At 46.9% G+C, this 21,815-nt stretch carries 11 protein-coding genes; 10 read left to right on the forward strand and 1 reads right to left on the reverse strand.

Annotated features, from left to right (window positions below; translation table 11 throughout):
• Both ACJ751_RS25520 and ACJ751_RS25525 read left to right on the forward strand, forming a co-directional pair.
• Positions 1–1,396: DUF4982 domain-containing protein (locus ACJ751_RS25520; protein WP_407748361.1), on the forward strand; the 1,396-nt coding region annotated here is incomplete at its 5' end.
• Positions 1,397–1,472: 76 nt separating this feature from the next.
• Positions 1,473–3,824 carry a beta-L-arabinofuranosidase domain-containing protein gene (locus tag ACJ751_RS25525; RefSeq protein ID WP_407748362.1) on the forward strand — a complete coding sequence of 784 codons (2,352 nt, stop codon included), beginning with the start codon at positions 1,473–1,475 and terminating at the stop codon, positions 3,822–3,824.
• 2 nt (positions 3,825–3,826) lie between these two features.
• Here the strand turns inward: ACJ751_RS25525 and ACJ751_RS25530 are convergent, their stop codons facing one another.
• Positions 3,827–4,705: a helix-turn-helix domain-containing protein gene (locus ACJ751_RS25530; RefSeq protein WP_407748363.1), complete on the reverse strand. Its 879-nt coding sequence runs from the start codon at positions 4,703–4,705 to the stop codon at positions 3,827–3,829.
• Between the two features lie 163 nt (positions 4,706–4,868).
• Between ACJ751_RS25530 and ACJ751_RS25535 the strand changes: the two genes are divergently transcribed.
• From ACJ751_RS25535 to ACJ751_RS25570, 8 genes are all read left to right on the forward strand, one after another.
• Positions 4,869–7,727 carry a TIM-barrel domain-containing protein gene (locus ACJ751_RS25535; protein ID WP_407748364.1) on the forward strand — a complete coding sequence of 953 codons (2,859 nt, stop codon included), beginning with the start codon at positions 4,869–4,871 and terminating at the stop codon, positions 7,725–7,727.
• 19 nt (positions 7,728–7,746) lie between these two features.
• Positions 7,747–11,028 carry a SusC/RagA family TonB-linked outer membrane protein gene (locus ACJ751_RS25540; RefSeq protein WP_407748365.1) on the forward strand — a complete coding sequence of 1,094 codons (3,282 nt, stop codon included), beginning with the start codon at positions 7,747–7,749 and terminating at the stop codon, positions 11,026–11,028.
• 18 nt (positions 11,029–11,046) lie between these two features.
• Positions 11,047–12,636, forward strand: a complete 1,590-nt coding sequence (locus tag ACJ751_RS25545) for a RagB/SusD family nutrient uptake outer membrane protein (protein ID WP_407748366.1) — start codon at positions 11,047–11,049, stop codon at positions 12,634–12,636.
• A gap of 31 nt (positions 12,637–12,667) precedes the next feature.
• Positions 12,668–13,495 carry a hypothetical protein gene (locus tag ACJ751_RS25550; RefSeq protein ID WP_407748367.1) on the forward strand — a complete coding sequence of 276 codons (828 nt, stop codon included), beginning with the start codon at positions 12,668–12,670 and terminating at the stop codon, positions 13,493–13,495.
• A 251-nt stretch (positions 13,496–13,746) separates the two neighbouring features.
• Positions 13,747–16,926 (forward strand): SusC/RagA family TonB-linked outer membrane protein, encoded by a 3,180-nt coding sequence (locus ACJ751_RS25555; RefSeq protein WP_407748368.1) that lies wholly within the window; start codon positions 13,747–13,749, stop codon positions 16,924–16,926.
• A 114-nt stretch (positions 16,927–17,040) separates the two neighbouring features.
• Positions 17,041–18,615, forward strand: coding sequence for a RagB/SusD family nutrient uptake outer membrane protein (locus ACJ751_RS25560; RefSeq protein ID WP_407748369.1), 1,575 nt, complete (start codon positions 17,041–17,043; stop codon positions 18,613–18,615).
• A gap of 17 nt (positions 18,616–18,632) precedes the next feature.
• On the forward strand, positions 18,633–20,117 hold the full coding sequence (locus ACJ751_RS25565) for a glycan-binding surface protein (protein ID WP_407748370.1): 1,485 nt from the start codon (positions 18,633–18,635) through the stop codon (positions 20,115–20,117).
• Between the two features lie 16 nt (positions 20,118–20,133).
• Entirely contained in the window at positions 20,134–21,573 is a 1,440-nt protein-coding gene (locus ACJ751_RS25570) for a cellulase family glycosylhydrolase (RefSeq protein WP_407748371.1), read from the forward strand.
• Positions 21,574–21,815 lie beyond the last annotated feature (242 nt).

The raw sequence follows: 21,815 nt of genomic DNA on the forward strand, positions 1-21,815 counted from the left end.
GAAAAACATGGGCTGCAATGCGCTGCGTATGAGCCACAACCCGCCGGCGCCGGAATTGCTGGCGTATGCCGACAGCCTGGGCTTTTTGGTGATTGACGAGATCTTTGATGAATGGATGGATGGAAAATCGCCGGCCGGCTATGCCCCGCAATTTGCGAAATGGTACCAGCAGGATGTAGCCAACTGGATCAAACGCGATCTCAACCATCCTGCTGTGATAGCCTGGAGCATTGGCAACGAAGTAAGAGAGCAATACAATAAAGAGAACGCATTAAAGATCACCAATAGGCTGTTGGCGGCAGCGCGTACATACGATACCACACGTCCGTTTACCGCCGCCTGTAATGAGATCGTTAATGTGAATGCGTATGGCATGGGCGAGCTGCTGGGTATAGTGGGGTACAATTACCAGGAGGCGCATTATAAACCCGACCATTCAACATATCCCAACCGCGTGATTGTCGGTACCGAAACGGTGATGTATCCCTACCACCCGGGCGACTGCAACCAATTGCATTCTTACGAGCAATGGCTGGAAGGGCAGTTGAAAGACTATGTGGCCGGCGAGTTTTTGTGGACGGGGTTCGATTACCTCGGTGAAGCGGGCATTGGCGATGTAGGTACCGGTTGTGCCTTCTGGAAAAAATGGCCCACCTGGCCCTGGCGCGGCGCGGATTGCGGGGTGATTGACATGTGCGGTTTTCCCAAACCTGCCTATTGGTTCAGGAAAGCCCTTTGGAATAGTGAACCCATGGTGCACATTGCCGTACAAACCGATACGTCAGCAAGGAACAGGGAGTACTGCTCTTTCTGGAACTGGCCAAAAGTGCAAACGCATTGGAATCATGAAGTAAAAGGCGATACCCTCGCCGTGCATGTGTATACCAATGTGCCGGAAGTGGAACTGAAACTGAATGGTCGATCGTTGGGCGTTCGCAAATGGGACCTTAATAAGGAAGCTTTCCTTTTTTGGGAAGTGCCCTATGAGCCAGGCAAACTGGAAGCCATAGGAAAAACGGCGGATGGAAAAAAGGTGTCGTTTGCTGTGCAAACCGCCGGAAGTCCGGCAAAAATTTCCCTGTCGCCCGACAGGAAAGTGCTGAAGGCAAACCGGCAGGACCTGAGCTATGTGGCGGTACAGCTGTTGGATGCCCATGGGGTACCGGTACCATTTGCGGGCAATACGATTACTTTTGAAGTGAGCGGGGCCGGTAAACTCGCGGCCGTAGGCAACGGCGATCAGCAAAGTCATACCCCGTTAAAAGGACCTTCGATGGAAGCATGGCAGGGAAAATGTATGGCCATTGTACGATCAACCAACAGGAAAGGCAAAATAACCATTACCGCCAGGAGCGGATCACTTCCGGTAGCAACGGCGGTGTTGGAAGCGGAATAAAAAAGCGGTTCTTGTTTAGGGTAAACCCTGTTTTTTTTGACTAACAGGAAGCAAAAGCCATAAATCTTTTTTAACGATGAAGCATGCCAGCCTGTTTACGCTTTTATTTGTTTTTACCGGTACCGGTTTTTCTCAAACCAGGGTAACCGCTTTTCCTTTATCATCCGTTCAATTGTTGAGCAGTCCGTTCAAAGACGCGCAGGAAACGGATCTGCAATACATGCTGCAACTGGATCCGGATCGTTTGCTGGCGCCCTTCTTAAAAGAAGCCGGCATTCCACCCCGGAAAGAAAATTACGGGAACTGGGAAGTTATCGGCCTCGATGGCCACACTGGCGGGCATTATTTGTCGGCCCTTGCCAACATGTATGCGGCCACCGGCAACAAAGAAGTGGGGCGCCGCCTGAATTATATGATCGACTGGCTCGATTCGTGCCAGCGAAAAGATGGACATGGGTATGTAAGCGGGGTGCCTCGGGGAAAAGTGTTGTGGAATGACATGGCAGCGGGAAAATTAAAAGCAGGCAATTTTTCATTGGGCGACAGGTGGGTGCCGCTTTACAATATTCATAAATTGTTTGCAGGATTACGCGATGCTTATTTGATCGCTGGTAATGAAAAAGCAAAAGAGATCCTCATCAAATTGTCCGATTGGTTTATTACCATCACCAGCAAGCTGACCGATGATGACATGCAGCAAATATTGAAGACGGAACAGGGCGGCATCAATGAAGTGTTTGCCGATGTAGCAGCGATCACCGGCGATCATAGATATTTGGAAATGGCTAAGAAACTGTCTCATAAAGCCATCTTATTCCCACTGTTGCAGGGAGAGGATTCCTTGAATGGGCTTCATGCGAATACCCAAATTTCCAAAGTGATCGGTTTTAAGCGCATTGCCGAGCTCGACGGTGATACAGCCTGGTCAAAGGCCGCTGAATTTTTCTGGACCACGGTTGTTCAACACAGAACCGTTTCCATTGGCGGCAACAGTGTGCGGGAACATTTTAACCCGGCCGCTGATTTTTCTTCCATGATCGATGATGTACAGGGGCCGGAGAACTGCAACACGTACAATATGCTGCGGTTGACGGAGAAATTATTTTTGTCGGATCCCAAAAGCGGGTACATCGATTACTATGAAAGAGCGGTCTTCAATCATATTTTATCTTCCCAGCACCCAAAGGGAGGCTTTGTATATTTCACGCCTATGCGCCCGCAACATTACCGCGTGTATTCGCAGCCGCAGGAAGGTTTCTGGTGCTGTGTGGGAACAGGCATGGAAAACCATGGCAAATATGGCGAACTGATCTATGCGCATACCGCCAATGATCTTTTTGTGAATTTGTTTATTGCCTCAAAACTGGTGTGGAAGGAGAAAGGGATGTCATTGGTGCAGCAAACAAACTTTCCCGACCAGGAAACCTCCTTATTAAAGTGTACGATCGATCAGCCACAATCCTTCAACCTTCATCTCCGGTACCCGGTATGGGTTAAGCAGGGACAAATGCAGATCAGCGTGAATGGGCGCAAACTGGAAGCCACCAAAGATGCAAACGGTTTTGTGGTGATAAACAGAACATGGAAAACAGGAGATGTGGTCTCCATCCGGTTGCCGATGCATGCTACCATGGAGTATTTGCCGGATGGCTCCCCATGGGCTTCCTTTGTATATGGGCCCATTGTCCTGGCTGCCAAAACAGATACGTCCAATCTGGTTGGGTTAAAGGCTGATGGAAGCAGGATGGGACATGTAGCCGGCGGGCCGCTGTATCCCATTGACAAAGCACCGATGATCATTACGCACCAAAGCGATCCCGCTTTACAACTGCAACCGGTGAAAGATCAACCGCTTCATTTCACCGCGGCTGAGCTGATCTATCCAGCTGACTATAAGAATCTAACCTTGCAGCCTTTCTATACCGTTCACGATGCCCGCTACATGATCTACTGGCGGGTGACAGACGAAAAAGGGTTGAACCAATTGCAGCAAAAATTAGCGGCCGAAGAAAAACAAAAGCTGGAACTGGAAAATAGCACGCTTGACCAGGTGGCGCCGGGCGAACAACAGTCGGAAGTAGACCATCAGTTCAAGGGCGAGCTCACGGAAACCGGGTTATTTAAAGACAAACACTGGCGCCGGGCGGGTGGCTGGTTCAGTTACCAGTTAAAAAATACCCAACAGGCAGGAAAGATAGTGCGGGTCCTGTATTACGGGACCGATAAAAGCAGCGTTGAGATCTTTATAAACGGCGCTTTATTGAAAAAGGAAGAACTGGATGGCACAAAAGGGGCTTCCTTCTTTTCGGTAGATTATGCTATACCGGATAATTTACTCCAGGCAGCAACCGGATCGGTGGAGGTGAAGTTTTCGGCTTCCGGAAGTTCAAAGACGCCCAGGATCTTTTATGTGCGGCTGATGAAATGAGCTTATCCTTCCAACAGGTTTTGCTGCCGGTACTTACCAGGGGTAAGACTGGTGACCTTTTTAAAAACTTTGGCAAAGTGGGATTGATTTTCAAATCCTGTCTTTTCGGCAATGTCAGTATAAGACAAACTGCTGGTGGCAATTAAATACTGGGCGCGTTCTATTCGCTTCTCATGAAGATAGGTTAATGGTCGTTGCCCGGTATACCTGAAAAACAACCGGGAGAAATAATCATCATTGAGGTTGGCCCGCCTGGCTAAACTGGCCACGGTCAAATTTTCTGTCAGGTTTAATTGAATGTACCGGATAGCATCCAGGATCTTGGAAGGCGCCGGGTCAAGGTTATTGGTCTTGAACCGGTTGGAGTTTAAAAAACGGGCAATCAATTGAAGAATGATCCCCTGCGTTTCGAAGTAAACCGGATCGCTTACTGTTTTATTAAGTTCCTGGTAGCTTTTATAATAAGGATTCTTTTCGTACACCGTTGGATTGTCTGACCGGTTAATGCCCCTGCCGGGGTTTATTTCCAGTAATCGTTTGAAGTTGGCAATATCGGTTTCACAGGCCGGGGTTCTGATAACTTTTCTGTTGTACTCAAAAAGCGAGATGCCTTCCGCAGATTCTTCAAAAAAATGAAGGAAGTACTGGCTTACATACTGCTTGCAGAACAGGTGCACCAGGGTAAAGCTGGGAATAACGTACAAATAACCGGGTTCCAATTTGATCTTTTCGTGCCGGGTGGAAACAAATCCCTCTCCTTCGTCGATATAATAGATCCGGAAATAAGGACTGATCACATTCGGATAGTTCCATTTTTCATTCAGCTTAACACTGTCTACGTGTAATAACGAGAAGTTATATGCAAGGAATCGTTTGCTCATTGTAAAAAATGTAAAGTTCCGAAAAAGTCGGATTTGTAACTGAAAATATAATGAAAATCATGCTCTTGCAACAATTCCTACCATAGTCTGCAACAATCGGGACCCTTGTTTTACCCACCACGGCGATAGCTTTACACTATCTTTTTACCGATTGATTGTTTATATGAAAGTAAGAATATTGTTTTTGGGCATATTCAGTGTTATTGCCATTAATGCATTATTGGCAGCAGCTCCCCCCGCTTATAAAACAACGCCCGACGGCGTAATCATTTATACGGATCCCCTTGTTACAGGTACCTCCCATGCAGTTAAGTTAGAAGTCATCACAGACAATATTATAAGAGTGATCGCAGCTCCTGAAAAAGAGATTACCCCAACTGAAAGTTTGATCACCGTTTATAAAAAAAGGCCCGACCTTTTCTGGAATGTAATTCCCGGTAAGGAAAGCATAACCCTAAAAACCAAAAAGCTCACTGCTGTGGTGGACCTGAGAACAGGCGCTGTTTCTTTCCGCGACGCGAAGGGGGAAAAAATCCTGGCTGAAAAACAGGCATTGGGCCGGCATTTTCAGCCTTGTGTATTTGATGGTAAACGCTTGTTTCAACTGGAGCAGACTTTTGAAACTACGCCCGATGACGCCTGGTATGGCCTGGGCCAGCACCAGGACGGGGTGTATAATTACAGAGGACAACAGGTGCAGTTCTTTCAAAACAACACAGAGGTGGCCATCCCTTTTTTGATCTCACGTAAAAATTATGGCATCCTTTGGGATAATTATTCATTGACCACTGCCGGCGATACCAGACCGCTTCACCCCCTGGCTGCCTTACAGCTGTTCTCAAAGAAAGGAGAGACCGGCTGGTTAACGGCTTCCTATTCGAATGACAAAAAAGATCCACAACAGGTAAATATTGTAAGGGCTGAAACAAACATTGATATGCCCTTCCTGGGCGATTCAAAGATCCAGCTTCCTGCCGGTTTTACGCCCGCTACAGGCGTGGTAACCTGGGAAGGCAGTTTGGCCAGCTATCTTACCGGTCTTCATCAATTGCGGTTCACTATTGGCGGTTCGCTGAAAGTGTGGCTGAATGGAAAACTGGTAATGGACCATTGGCGAAAGGCCTGGAACCCGGCGCCGGTATTGGTGCCCTTCTTTGTAAATAAGGGCGAAAAAATACCCGTTAAAATTGAATGGACCCCCGAAGGCGGCGAATCTTATTTATCCCTGAAATGGCAGGAACCATTGAGCGCAGCAGCGCAAAACAGCTTTGGATTTTTGTCGGAAGCGGGGCAGCAGATAGACTATTATTTTATCTATGGCAACGATATGGATGAGGTGATCTCCGGTTACCGGGATCTTACCGGTAAAGCGCCGATCGTTCCCAAATGGGCATTGGGTTTCTGGCAAAGCCGCGAAAGATATAAAACGCAAAATGAGATCCTGTCAACCGTTGATGAATTCAGAAAAAGAAAGATCCCGATCGACAATATAGTACTGGACTGGAGCTACTGGAAAGAAGCCGATTGGGGCAGCCAGGAATTTGATGAAAGCCGTTTTCCGGCTCCCGACAGCATGATAGCGGTGCTGCACAAAAAATACAACACGCACCTGATGATCTCCGTATGGCCCAAGTTTTATGAAGGCCTGCCCGTTTATAATGAGTTTGAGAAAAAAGGATGGCTGTATAAAAGGAATATCGCCGACAGCCAAAGAGACTGGATCGCCAATGGGTATGTTTCCACCTTCTACGATGCTTTTAATGCCAGTGCCCGAAAAGGTTTCTGGGATCTCATCAGCAAAAAAATTTACACAAAGGGGATCGATGCCTGGTGGATGGACGCCAGCGAGCCCGATATTCTTTCGAATGTTAGTCCTGAAAAAAGAAAGCTGCAGATGACGCCCACTGCCCTGGGCCCCGCAGCCGAATACCTGAATGCTTATCCGTTGCAAAATGCAAAAGGCATTTATGAAGGACAACGGTCACAGGACCCCGATAAAAGAGTGTTCCTGCTCACCCGTTCGGGGTATGCCGGCTCGCAGCGCTATGCAGCGGCTATCTGGAGCGGTGATATCGGCGCCACCTGGCGCGACCTGAAGAACCAGATCGCTGCAGGCGTGAATTTCTCTATGTCGGGCCTTCCTTACTGGACCATGGACATCGGCGGTTTTGTAACGCCGGAAAAATTTGAAAAACCCAATGCGGAAAGCCTGGAAGAATGGAGAGAGCTGAATGCCCGCTGGTACCAGTTTGGCGCCTTTGTTCCTTTGTTCCGCGCGCACGGACAGTTCCCTTACCGCGAGATCTTTAATATTGCGCCGGATGATCATGCCGCCTACAAAAGCATTCTTTTCTATGATAAACTGCGGTACCGCCTGTTGCCTTATACCTATTCCCTGGCAGGGGCGGCTTACCATGAGAACTACACCCTCATGCGCGGGCTGGTAATGGACTTTGCAAAGGACACCGCGGTGGCCAACACCGGCGATCAATTCATGTTTGGTCCTTCCCTGCTTATAAACCCTGTGTACAATTACAAACAACGCAACCGGGAATTGTATTTACCAATATGCGCAGGCTGGTACGATCTGTATTCTGGCCGGTATTATGCGGGCGGTCAGAAAATGGTGGCAGAAGCGCCGTATGAACGCATGCCTGTTTTTGTAAAAGCAGGGTCCATCATTCCTTTCGGGCCGGCGTTGCAGTACACGGCGGAAAAACCGGCCGATACCATCACCCTGAACGTGTATACCGGTGCAGATGCTTCCTTCAACCTGTATGAAGATGAAGGCACGAATTACAATTACGAAAAAGGCGCATTTTCCACCATTGCCATAAAATATAACGAAACAACGAAAACGGTTACCATCGGCGATCGAAAAGGATCGTTCAATGGAATGCTACAGAAAAGAACATTTCAGATCAACCTCATCACGTCCAAAGAACCAAAGGAGCTCGACTTTGATGTAAAGGGCAATAAAGAAGTGTTGTATGAAGGAAAAAAGCTAGTGATAAAATTGTAGTTAAGCTAAACAATTAAATATGAGATCAACCAAAACGATTCGCTTGCGAACAATGACGCTGTGGGGTATTTTATTGGTATTCCTCGCAAATTCCCATGCCTTTGCGCAATCTGCAAAGGTAAATGGTGCCGTCACAGATGACCGGGGCACCCCGGTTCCGGGGGTAACGGTTACCGTGAAGAAAACCAACCGTTCCACTGTTACGGACGCTAACGGAAAATTTATGATCGAGGCAACACCAAAAGATGTGCTTCAGTTCAGTGCTGTTGGCTTTACCAGCCAGGAAATTAAGGCGGGTACCGGTGAACTAAACATCCAGTTGAAGGAAGCCATCAACCAGCTGGAAAATGTAATAGTGATCGGTTACGGTACCCAAAAGAAAAAACTGGTTACCGGCGCTACTTCCCAGGTAAAAGGGGAAGACCTTGCCAAACTGGGCAACACCAATGCTTTACAGGCATTGCAGGGCCAGGCAGCCGGGGTTAACATTACTTCCACCTCCGGACAACCCGGCGGCGGGTTTAAAGTGAACATCCGTGGTGTTGGAACTATCGGAAATGCCAATCCGCTGTATGTGGTGGATGGGGTTATCACCGGCGATATTACTTACCTGAACAATGCGGATATTGCTTCGGTTGATATCCTGAAAGATGCCGCCTCCTGCGCCATCTATGGGGTTAACGGCGCCAACGGGGTGGTACTGATTACTACCCGCACCGGGAAATCAGGTAAAAAAGACGGACAAATTTCCATCGATGCTTATTACGGGGTGCAGAACATTGCCCGTAAACTGCCTTTGCTGAATGCGGAACAATATGCTACCATGCAAAATGAAGCGGCCGTTAACAGTGGTAAAGCGCCGCTGTTCACGCAGGCGCAAATTGACGGGTTAGCCCAGGGGAGCAGCCTGTTGCCGGCTCATGGCACCGACTGGTTAAAACAGATCTTCTCTACCAATGTGCCGATCCAGAATGTCAATATCTCTGCCAATGGCGGGTCTGACGTATCCACTTATTCAATTGGTGGCTCCTATACCGAACAGGGTGGCATCATTGGCGGCGCCAACCAGTCAGATTATAAACGTACCAACTTCAAAGCAAACTCCGAACGTAAATTGTACAATGGTGCATTAAAAGTAGGGGAGCACCTCACTTTTTCCATGACCGATCAAAAAGGAATTGCTGATGGCGGAATATATTCCGGTAACGTGTTGGCCGGTGCCATAGGTACAAGCCCCTTATTGGCGATGTACGATGAAAAGGGCAATTATTTAAGCAGTAGAAAGTCTACTACATATAATGGGGGACCCTGGAATAATACCGAAGCCAATCCTTATGCGTTGATGAAATACAATAATCAGAATGATACCAAAACGCAAAGGGTGGTGGGAAATGTGTATGCAGAGCTGGAGCCCATCAAAAACTTAAGAATACGATCATCTTTTGGGGTGAATTATTCTTCTTCGGCTAATCATAGTTACAGACCTGCGTATGATACGTTATCAGTGTATGCTTTCAATGCATATGAGAACATTACGCAGGGTTCTTCGCAGGGATATACCTGGAACTTTGATAATACGATCAACTATCAGTTCAACCTGAAAGAGCACAAATTTGATGTGCTGGCAGGTACTGCAGTCAGAAAAACGCAGGGAACCTGGATGAACGGAAATAATACAGGCGCTACTTTATTCAGTTCTTTCGATCGTGGCTATCTGAGTAATTCTACGGTAACTCAAATTAACATGAGTAACCCTACTACTATTACCCGTCTTCCGGGTGAAACTGATCTCGAATATTACAAAAGATATGCTCAGGCGGCTCAACTTATTACTAATGGGGTGTCACTGACCGGGAATGAGAACGCCGTGTACGCCCAATCTTCTTTCTTCGGCCGGGTGAACTACAGTTACAAAGAAAAATACCTGGCTACTGCTGTTTTCCGTGCCGATGGTTCTACCATGTTTGCCCCCGGTCATCAATGGGGCTATTTCCCATCGTTGTCTGCCGGCTGGGTAGCCAGCAATGAGGATTTTATGGCCACCACTAAAACCTGGCTGAACTTCCTGAAACTGAGAGCAAGCTGGGGTACTAACGGTAATGATGGTATCGATGCCTTTAACTACCTGTATTTAATTTCCCTGGCAAATGCCCGGTACAATTTCGGCGGTGATAATACTACTTTAACGCAGGGTTCCTACCCGCAAACAATTGGGGTAGCAGACACCAAATGGGAAACTTCCCGCCAAACCAATATTGGTATGGATGCCAGGTTCCTGAATAATAAATTAGACGTAAGCCTTGACTGGTACAACAAAACCACGAAAGACTGGCTGGTAGCAGCGCCGTTGTTAGGCACGGCAGGTGTTAGCATTAATCCATACATCAATGGCGGAATGGTTACCAATAAAGGAATAGAGCTTCAGTTGGCGTATAACGGAAATGTGGGCCACGATTTTACTTATAATGTATCCGGTTCTTATGCCTACAATAAAAATGTAGTGAACAATATTCCAACTGCCGATGGCATCATTCACGGTGGCACAAACAGTTTATATGTCAATGGCCCCGAATTCTTCCGTGCTGCCGCCGGAAATCCTGTTGGTTATTTCTGGGGTTATAAAACCGCAGGGATCTTTCAGAATACTGCCGAGGTGGCGGCCTGGAATGGTAAGAACGGGTTGCTGCAACCGAATGCACAACCCGGTGACGTGAAACTGGTAGATCTGAATGGAGACGGCGTCATTGACGCGAAAGATAAAACCAATATCGGTGATCCCAATCCGCATCATATTTTTGGTTTCCGGTTCTCCGCCAACTATAAGAACTTCGATCTGGGTATTACCACCAATGGCGTAGCAGGGAATAAAATTGTTCAGGCTTACCGGAGTCCTGGTCAATGGGCTAACTATACCAGTGATATTCTTGGCCGTTGGCATGGGGAGGGAACTTCGAATACAAGACCCCGCATCACGCAAAACAGTTCTAACTGGACAGAATTTTCTGATCTCTATATTCATGATGGAAGCTATTTAAGGGTGTCAAACGTTACCCTCGGGTACGATGTGGCAAAATTGATAAGATGGAAAAATTTAAGCCAGTTCCGCTTATATGTAGCTGCCCAAAACCTGATCACGTTTACAAAATACAGTGGTATGGATCCTGAGGTGGGCGCTTCCGCTCCGGATGCAACCGGAAACAGCGCCACTGCTAATAATCCCCATTCTTTTGGCCAGGGTGTTGACAATGGATTTTATCCACGCCCCCGGGTTTATATGGCAGGTGTGAATATTATTTTCTAATTGAGAAAAAGAAAAATCATGAAAAAAGGATATAGAAATATCATTGTTGCATTGGCTGGCATAATAACATTCAGTTCGTGCAAAAAATTTCTTACGACCGAATTGACCGATGCCAAGCAGACCACGCTCTCTTATTATAAAAAGCCTTCTGAAGCATATACTGCCCTGGTGGGTTGTTACAATGGACTCGATCAGATCTATAACAATGATCAGATCCCTGCTTTGCTGGAAGTGTTCTCTGACAACAGTTTTGGCGGCACAGGCACTTTCGACGGGTATGGATGGGCCATGGTAGATGAATTTGATAAATCAGTTTCGCCTTCGGATATTTCATTTCATAGCGGCGGCTGGAAAGCGTATTACCAAACCATTTACAAGTGTAATATATTATTGCAGAATATGGATAAGGTGGCCTGGGGCGACAGTACTGCGTTAAGAACAACATATGCTGCCGAGGCAAAATTCATCCGGGCCTATTGTTATTTAGACCTGGTGCGGTTGTTCGAAAATGTTCCCCTGGTAATAACACCTACCCTTGGCACTGTGCCGCAAGCCGATCCGGAGGCAACGTTTACCCAGATCATGACAGACTTACGGGAAGCTTCGGATAGTCTTCCTGCAGCTTCTTATAAAAGTGTGCCCAGCGGAAGAATAACCAAATGGGCGGCGGAATCCTTATTGGCGCGCGCGTACCTGTTCTACTCCGGTTTGTATGGAAAAAGTACTATTGCCGGCGAAACGGCCGCTACGGCTTTGGCAGCAGTAGAAGATGTGATTGCCCATAGCGGACATTCACTGGTAAGCGATTTCAACACCTTATGGCCGGCCGCTTCCACCGCAAAAAATGTTGCTTATGCAGGGGAGGATAACCCGGAAGTGGTATTTGCCATTAAATATTCTTCCACCGACAACTGGTCGGCAGACGCTACCGGTAACCGGTGGATGGTAATGGAAGGGATCCGTTCGCAAAGCATTTATCCTTACCAGAGTGGCTGGGGCGCCTGTACGGTTGATCCTAAATTCTATAACCTGTATCCATCAACGGATACCCGGCGTTTTGCTACCATCATGTCTGTAGCCGACGAAAAACTGGATTACGCCAAATCAAGCGACTGCCGGGAATACACAGGCTATTTTATGAAAAAATATTCCATGCTGTGCGACAAGAGTGGAAATTCATTGGTTTCTAATTTCCAAACCGGTCAGTCCCAGGATTTTTTCGCCATTCGTTATGCAGATGTGTTGCTGATGGCGGCAGAATTGGGCAGCTCCAATGCCGTCAATTATTTCAACCAGGTACACCACAGGGCCGATGGGTCCGCTGCGCCTGCTGTGGCAGTATCCAAAGCGGATATTTTAGCAGAACGCAGGTTGGAATTTGCGGGTGAGGGCCTGCGTTATTGGGACCTGTTGCGCCAGGGTGTTGATGCAGCAGCTGCTACCATTGCTGCCAATACAACGGTTTCCTACTTCCAGGATGGCACGGCAACGCCGCCTTCTGCTTCAAAACTGAAGGATAATATTAAAGCAACCCGCGGGTTTCAGCAGATCCCTAACGACCAGATCACTTTGGCGTCAGGTACACTGAAACAAAATGCCGGCTGGTAACAGACTTGTCATCACTTAAAAATAAAAGGAAATGAAAACTAATTTAATAATAGTACTTGGTATGGCAGCATCAGCGCTGCTGTATGCTTCGTGCAAGCCTGAAATATTTGAATTGGGGGGAAAAGCCAACAAGGATAATCTGAAGTTCACCATTGCGCCTTCATCGGCAAATCCCAATGATATTGTTTTAACCAGTTTAACCCCGGGGCTAACCCCATACTGGGTTACTCCTTATGGGCAATCCATCAAGGTAACCGATACGACCAATGTTCCTTTCCCCGGAACGTACAAATTTGTGTATGGTGTGGAGAGTGCAGGTGGTATTGTTATGGCGGATACAACGCTGGTAACTATAACTACTATTGACAAAAAGACCGTAAGCGACCCCATGTGGATCAAACTCACCGGTGGTGGGTTAGGAAACTCGAAAACATGGGTGTTGGACCTGGATGCAAATGGGGTGAGTAAATATTTTACGGGGCCATTTTACTTTGGCGGTTCGGGATGGGAATGGGACCCTGCCTTTAAAGATATTGGCTGGGCGGGCGTTTCAGCAGGCGATTATGGCACCATGACCTTTGATCTGATCGGTAACGCCAATTTCAGCGCCAATAATAAAATGTTCCCTGACCTGTCGGGAACCGGTAAATACATGTTGTACCCGGCCACCGGTGAGTTGGCGACTATCGATGCCCAGGTGTTACATGACAAAGCACAAGGTGGCCAGGTGGCCAACTGGAATGCAAGAATGACGGTGAAAACACTGACCGACAGCACCATGCAATTGATCGCTAAAAAAGATGCCAGTAACTGGTACATCTACAATTACATAACAAAGAAGTATTACGACACACATTAGAGCTTTTAGGTAATGATCGAACCCGCCACACTTCAATGAAAATTGAATGGTTGGCGGGTTTTTCATTGTACGACCAACCGGTGCTGAAAATCAGTTGCCTGCAACATTTCATGCCATGATCTGCAACTTTTGGCACCCCTGGGTTACAGCGTTGTGCGGTAGATTTATACCGTCCAATGAACGAGTCCGGGACTAACTAACGACCAAAACCAAAACAGTTAATTTTTAAACGCTAACGTAATTGTTTGCTTATGAGAGTATTTACGATTGTGCAAAAGCTGCTGCTTGGCAGTTTTTCCTGTTGCCTGTTGATTTCGCTGAACGGCCAGGCACAGGAAAAGGCCGGTAAAAAGATCACCGGCAAAATTATCTCTACTACCGACAACAAGCCCTTACCGGATGCCTCCATTTCGGTTCCGGGCACCTCTGCCATCACCATTTCCGACAACAACGGTGAGTTTACCATTCAGGCCAGCCCCGGCGACAGGCTGCTGATCTCCATGATCGGCTATCAGTCAAAGGAAGTGAAGGTAGGCCAGCGCAATACCCTGGAAATTAAACTGGAGCAAACTGCCATCAAACTCGACGATGTGGTGGTAATTGGTTATGGTAAAACCAGAAGGAAAGACGTTACCGGCGCCATCTCTTCTATTAGCGGCGAAGAGCTCAGGAAAACACCTGCTGCCACCTTCGATCAGGCGCTGCAGGGCAAAGTGGCCGGTTTGGTGGTACAACAGGTTTCCGGTCAGCCCGGCGGTGGCGTATCGGTGCAAATTCGCGGCGTATCATCGATCAATGGAAATAATGCCCCCCTGTATGTGATAGACGGGGTTATTATTCCATCCCCGGGCGATCCCGGAAGTGGTTCAAATCCTTTAAATACCATCAACAGTGCGGAAATTGAAAGTATCGATGTGTTAAAAGACGCCTCGGCCACCGCGATCTATGGTTCGCAGGCTACCAATGGGGTTATAATAATTACAACCAAAAGAGGCCGCGTAGGAGCGCCCACCATTTCATACGATGGGTATTACGGTTACCAGGAATTGCCTAAAAGATTGCCTACGGTTGATCTGCAGCAATTCGCCACGTTGTTGAACAACCGCGCCACGGTGTGGGGGTTCGATGCCAGGCCGGAATTTGTAAACCCCAAATACCTGGGAAAAGGGACCGACTGGCAGGCGGAATTATTTCGTAAAGCGCCCATGCAAAATCATGCGATTACTGTTAATGGCGGCGATGCCCGTACCCAATATTTATTATCGGCTTCCTATTTCAACCAGGAAGGTATTGCCCTTGGCTCTGACTTTAAAAGATATTCGGTTCGTTTGAACCTCGACAACAAAACAACCAACTGGCTGAAAATAGGCACCAGCCTGCAATTGAGTCACGTTGACGAAAACGTGAATGCCACTTCTTCCAGTGTAATTTCCAATGCTTTGATCTTAACACCCGATATCCCGGTAAGAAACCTGGATGGCACCTGGGGCGGTATCACCAATACATCAGGATGGATCACCCCTGTTCCGAATCCTGTGGGGCTGGCGCTTTTAAATTCGCATACGAAAAACAGGAACCAGGTGTTTGGAAATGCCTATGCCGAGATCCAGTTTTATAAAGACTTATCCCTGAGGAATGAAATGTCGGGCAATTTTGATTTTAATACCGAAGCGTCCTTTAACCCAACCTATAAATTTGGGAACGTGGGTAATAACACCAATTCATCCTCTTCTTCCTCCGGGCAGAACATCTATACCGTAGTACGAAATTTTTTGACTTACAACCATTCCTTTGAAAAATTAAATGTAAATGTGTTAGCGGGGCATGAAGCGCAATTAAGCACTTTTAAAAATTTATCGGCAGCCCGGCAAAATTTCCCTTCCAATTCTGTGACGGCGATTAGCAGCGGCGATGCCAATACGGCCACCAATGGTGGGGGAAAAGGGTCAGGACCGGCGCTTGAATCGTGGTTTGGCCGGATTAACCTGGGATGGAGCGACAAGTATCTGCTAACAGGGAATATCCGCAGGGATGGTTCATCCAATTTTGCACCCGGCAGAAATTGGGTGAATACGTATTCCGGCGCATTGGCCTGGAAAATAAATAATGAGGCGTTTTTAAAGAATGTACGATTTATCAACGAATTAAAACTGCGGGTAGGCTATGGTATTACCAATAACCAGGGAATACCGAGCAATAGATTTGTTACGCTGCTGTCGTCGGTGAATAATGGTTTATCGGGCTCGGCGCAATTCCAGTATAACCTGGCCAACCCGTACGTGTCATGGGAAAAAACAAAATATTCCAATGTGGGCGTTGACGGAACGTTCCTGAACGGCAGAATAAGTTTCTCCTTTGACCTGTACGATCGGGAGACGGACGGGTTGTTATTGGCCCTGCCATTGCCTTTGTTTTCGGGAACTACCACTTCCTGGTCGCCCGGGGCCATGCAGGCGCCTATTGTGAATGTGGGCGCTGTTAGCAATAAAGGATTTGATCTGAAGATCAGTACTACCAACATTACAACAAAAGATATCACCTGGAGAACCGACTTTACCGTTTCACACAACGTAAACAAAATAAAAAGCCTGGGTGCGGGCGGCGATGCGGCTAACCTGTCGCAAACATTCAATGGATATGTGTTTGAAAAAACAGTGGTTGGCCAGCCGATCGGGGTTTTCAATGGCTATTTATTCGATGGGGTTTTTGCAACCCCGGAAGATTTTACCGGGCATGCCCTGCCGGTAAACCAAAGCGGCGTTCCTTATCCCATTACGCCTAGTGGCGGCGGCATCTGGTATGGCGATAGAAAATATAAAGACCTGAATGGGGATGGGGTTATTGATAGCAAAGACCAAACGGTTTTGGGTTCTCCCATTCCAAAATTCCAATTAGGGTTTAACAACTCTTTTTCGTACAAAAATTTCGACCTGAACGTTTTCTTCACTTCCAATGTGGGAAACAAGGTGTTCAATCAGTTATTGATCACACAGACCAATCCGCAGAACAATACCAACTATTTCAGGTCTGTGATGGATTATGCCCAGGTTGCCTATAAAGATCCTACGGAGTCTACTGCTAATCTCTACAACGCGTATGTGAAGAATCCGAATACAAAAATTGTAGGCCTGAGAAATGATAATACGAATGAAAATGGCCGCCCGTCTGATCTTTGGATCGAAGATGGTTCGTTTATCAAATGCAAAAATATCTCGGTGGGGTATAGAGTTCCCGAAGCATTATTATCTAAAGTGCATATGCATGCGCTTAGATTTTATGTAACTGTTTCGAATGCTTTCATGATAACCAATTATTCAGGTATGGATCCCGAGATCGGGTCCTGGAATCCATTGCAGGCCGGTTGGGATGGTGGCTATTATCCCCAACCCAGAACATTTACATTCGGAGCGAACCTGAATTTAACCAGATAAAAAAGTTTGAGATCATGAACTGAGCCATAAAATTTTCGAGCTATTATACCAACCGGCGATGAAAATTTTATGGCGAATAACATGTGGCAAAATTCAAAAAATAAAAATTAGCACATGAAACACATTAATATAATTATACTGACCACGCTTGTTGTTACATCCTGTATCGGGTGTAAGAAAGGCTATCTCGACCGTCCTTCACAATCGCAAATAAGTGCTGACAACTTTTATAAAACCACTTCAGAATTAAGACTGGCTACCGCAAGCCTTTATGGCGGTGCTACCTGGGGCGTATGGCATCACGAAGCCTATTTGCCGTTGGGCGATATCTTAAGCGGCAACGGCAACCGCCAATGGATCAGTGACTGGCAGCAGTTGTATACCCGCACCATTACGGCAGGCAACAGCGTAATGCAGGGTGGCTGGAAGGGATTATACAATTTGATCGGTCAATGCAATACGGTCATTAACTCAATAGAACAAAAAACAGATAAAACGATTGCTGCTTCCGATAAAAATGCCGCGTTGGGGGAAGCAAAATTCATCCGCGGAACGGCCTATTATTACCTGGCCATGTTGTGGGGCGCCGTACCCATCATTGAAGACAACAGCAAGCTTATACAGGACCCGTTGGTAAAACGTGCCATCGTTTCCGATGTATATAAGTTCGTTGCCAATGATCTCACATTTGCGGCAAACAGCCTGCATACAACCGAAGAAAGAGGCAGGGTAACCACCTGGTCGGCGCAGGGCATGCTGGCCAAAGTTTACCTCACGATGGCTGGTTTGGGCCAGGGCAACGGCACCCGTAACCAGTCCTATTTAGACAGCGCCATAAAATATGCCGGCAATGTCTGCAATAAAAGCGGGTTGAATTTATTGGGTAGTTATTATAACCTGTTCAGATCGCAATACAACGATAATCCCGAAGCATTGTTTGCATTGCAATGGGCTACCGGTGCCGGTATTGGCTGGGAAGAAGGGAATTTGCTGCTTACCTATTCGCCTTCGAGTGATATTAACCCGCAACGTAACGGTGGATGGACTTCTTTGGACGCTACGTACGATCTGTTCCTGCAGTATTCTGCAAAAGATACCGTAAGAAGAAAAGCCACCATTATGCTCAATGGAGATTTTTATCCTGAATTAAATGCGGCAGCAGGGGGATATAAAGCCACCGGGCAAAGTATGAAAAAGCATATTATCGGCAACGAAAAGGATAACAATGCGCCCGCTATGACCTATACGGCATCTATTGAACATGACGCCCTGCTTCGCCTGGCGGATGTGTACCTGGTCTATGCTGAAGCTCTTTTGGGAAACAATGGAACCACCGCCAATGCCGAAGCATTGAAATATTTTAATAAGGTAAGGACCAGGGCTGGTATCGATCCTGTTACAACGATAAACATGGATAGTGTGCTGAAAGAAAGAAGGATTGAGTTTGCCTTTGAAGGGCAATACTGGTTAGACCTGGTGCGGCTTTCTTACTGGAACCCTAACAAGGCAGTGGATCTGCTCAACAATCAACAGCGGATATCGTTTTCGTACGATAAAGGAACGGTTACCCCCGGTGACCCTAACCCCGCTGTTGTAAAGGCTACTGTTGCGGCGTTCACCTTGCAGTTACCTGCCTCTGAACTGACTGCCGACCCTAATCTGGCCGAGCCACCGGTGCCTTATTATTAACCTTTAACACACTAACGATGAATTGTATAAAATATCTTTCCGCCATAGCATTGCTGGTTGTGATCATACTACCTGCCTGTAAAAAGGAAAAGGCCAGCGCAGAACCAACAATAACATCTATCCGAAATTATGCGGCCGCACCCAATGATACGGTTGTAACAAGTATAACACCGGGCCAGTGGGTGGTCATTCACGGGCAGAATTTGAAGAACGCCCTTCATATTCGTTTCGACGGCGTTGAAGCCAGTTTCAACTATGGGGATTTTGCCAACGATATGGCTGTCGTTCAAATTCCTTCGGTTATTCCGTTTAACGGCGTTCCGGCGGATCTGCTCAATACAGTTACTTATGTAACTACTACCGGTACTACTACCTACCAGTTCAATTTCAATTATCCGGCGCCTGTTATTACAGGACTTAGTAACGAAACATTTTTCCCTGGCGATTCTTTATATATAGCAGGCTCCAGCTTCTTTTTAGTGCAAAGCGTACAATTTGCCGGCGCCACTATCACGAAGTACAATGTAGATTCAATGGGTACGCGGATAGGGTTTGTTTGTCCGCCAAAGGACCAGGTGCCCGGTGGGATCATAACTGTGGTAGCAAAGGGCGGTACAGCCAGCACCACCAAAACCTATGCAGTAGGTAAGCCGAGTATCTTGTTGATCTCAAACGAGAACCCCAATGCCGGTGACTCGGTTTACATTGTTGGGGCGGCTTTTAAAGACATTCAATCCCTTGTTTTTGCCGGAGCTACCATTAGTACTTATAATGTTTCTCCGGATTATACGACTATTGGATTTGTATGCCCCACACTCTCTGCATCGGGTATTGTAACTATAACGACACTCTATGGCACGGCGTCCACCATTTTTAACGTGAATGATATTAATACCGGCATCGTTGGCAATTTTGAATGGGGCAATTCATTCGGATGGCAATGGTGGGGCGGCGCTTCGCTTGAATCGGGTGACCCCAACTCGGGCTGGCCTCCTTATGATCCGCTTTTAGCAGGAAATCGTTCCATGTATATGCTGCTGAATGGTACCCCTATGAACAGTGGTGACGGAAATAACAGTTCTACAGCCATTCGCCTCAATGCCGCACAATGGGTTCCCGCATCAAACATAGGAGATGCACCGGAAAACTGGGCCCTTAAATTTGAATTGAATGTGGCAAAACCATGGAGCGGCGGGTCCTTGTGTATAACCACTGATATTAACGGGTACATGTTCAGATGGGAGCCATGGAGCTCTCCTTCCGGCCCTGTGGATTTTCAAACCAATAGGTGGCTTACCGTTACTATACCATTGTCAGCATTCAGGGCAAACAGCGCTACAGCAGGCGATGGCAAAGGCGCTGTCTTAACCGATCTTACCAAGCTGATTGGTACTTCAGGTAATACCGGAATGTATTTATATATGCATAATTATGGCAACGGCCCAACTGAAAAAGGTTATTATGCAGGCTTTGATAATATGAGAGTTGTTAAAATAAAATAATCGATCAATACATAATATGAGCATTAAATCAACTTTAATTATAGCAGGGGGGCTAATAATACTAAGTTTATTTGCCTGCAAAAAGCAAAGTGCACCTGCCTCGCTTGATTTGGTTAATCAAACGGATACCATTGCTTCCACCGGTGGTACAAAAACACTCAGCTTCAACAGCAATGGCGCCTGGCGTATTGATACCACCGGGTATGGCTGGGTGAAATTAAGCGCCGTTTCAGGTGATGCGGGTGATGCAACCATTGATATCAGCGTTTCCGATACCAACAAAACCGGCGCCACCCGCACAAAACTGATCTACATGAATGCGTCAAACGGGTTGGCCAGACGGATCAACGTCTTTCAGCCCGGGTATATTTTTCCTTCGTATAACACATCGCCTGTGGCTGCCGATGCATCGGGCATGAGCAGCACGGCCGCCCAACTGATCGCCAAATTAAAGCTGGGGGTGAACATTGGCAATACGCTTGAATTAAATGGCATAGAGCCGTATCCCACTGCTTCCTATATCAGCTTTTTAAAACAAACCGGTTTTAATTCAGTACGAATTCCATGCGGCTGGTATTTACATGGCGGAAATAATCCAACGGCCAAAATACCGCAAGCCTGGATGGATTCGGTAAAACAGGTAATACAATGGTGTGTTAACAATGATATGTATGTGTTTGTAAACATTCACTGGGATGGCGGCTGGCTGGAGAACAATGTGTCCCTTGCCAGGACCGATAGTGTGAATGCCCGGCAAAAAGCCTACTGGGAGCAAATTGCTACCGCCTTCCGCGGCTTTGATGAACATTTGATGTTTGCCAGCGCCAACGAACCCGGTTGTACAGATGATGCCACCGCGAAGGTGCTGGTGAGTTATCACCAGACATTTATCGATGCCGTGCGCAGTACCGGCGGTAGAAACGCTTATAGAACATTGATCATTCAGGGCCCCGACGAATTCATCCAGCCCGGCAGGTATTTCCCATATGATCTGACACCCGACCGGCTGGCTTTTGAATTCCATAACTATTCGCCCACCAGTTTCGCCATTTTAAATGCCGATCCGTCCGAAGGCGGCTGGGGCAATATTTTGTACTACTGGGGCGCCGGTAATCATTCAACTATCGAGCCTATTCGCAATTGCACAGGCGGCGAGGAAGCGGACCAATTGGCCTATTATAAAAAGATCAAAGAAAATTTTATCGATAAAGGCATTCCCTGTGTAATGGGGGAATATTCCGCCAACAGAAGATCCGCAGCTGATAAACTACACGTGCCTAAAGAATTAGACAAACATAATAATTCGGTAGATGCCTGGTACACGTTTTTAACCAAACAATGCCTGGCAATTGGCGCCAAACCATTTATGTGGGAAACAGGCGGCTCATTAGACAGAAACAATAATGCGGTGCTCGACCAGCGTACGATCAACGCTGTTTTGGCCGGTGGTAAATAATAATTATAAACATACTGGCGGGGCTTGTAAAAGGGCCCCGTCGGGCTTTACAATACATTTTAAAAAACAACTTTTTAAAAGGAAATTATTAATGAAAAAAAAGCTTTTGTTGTTCGTTGTAGTGTTGTATTTTTTTGAGGATAGCCTGGTTGCACAAACCATAAAACAGCATCGAACTTCCAATCAAAGTAAGGCCGTACCAGACAGGATGATCAATATTGACTTCAATAATACTGCAGGTC

Origin of the sequence: Niastella sp., assembly GCF_045805085.1 — a bacterium.
GTDB lineage: Bacteria > Bacteroidota > Bacteroidia > Chitinophagales > Chitinophagaceae > Niastella.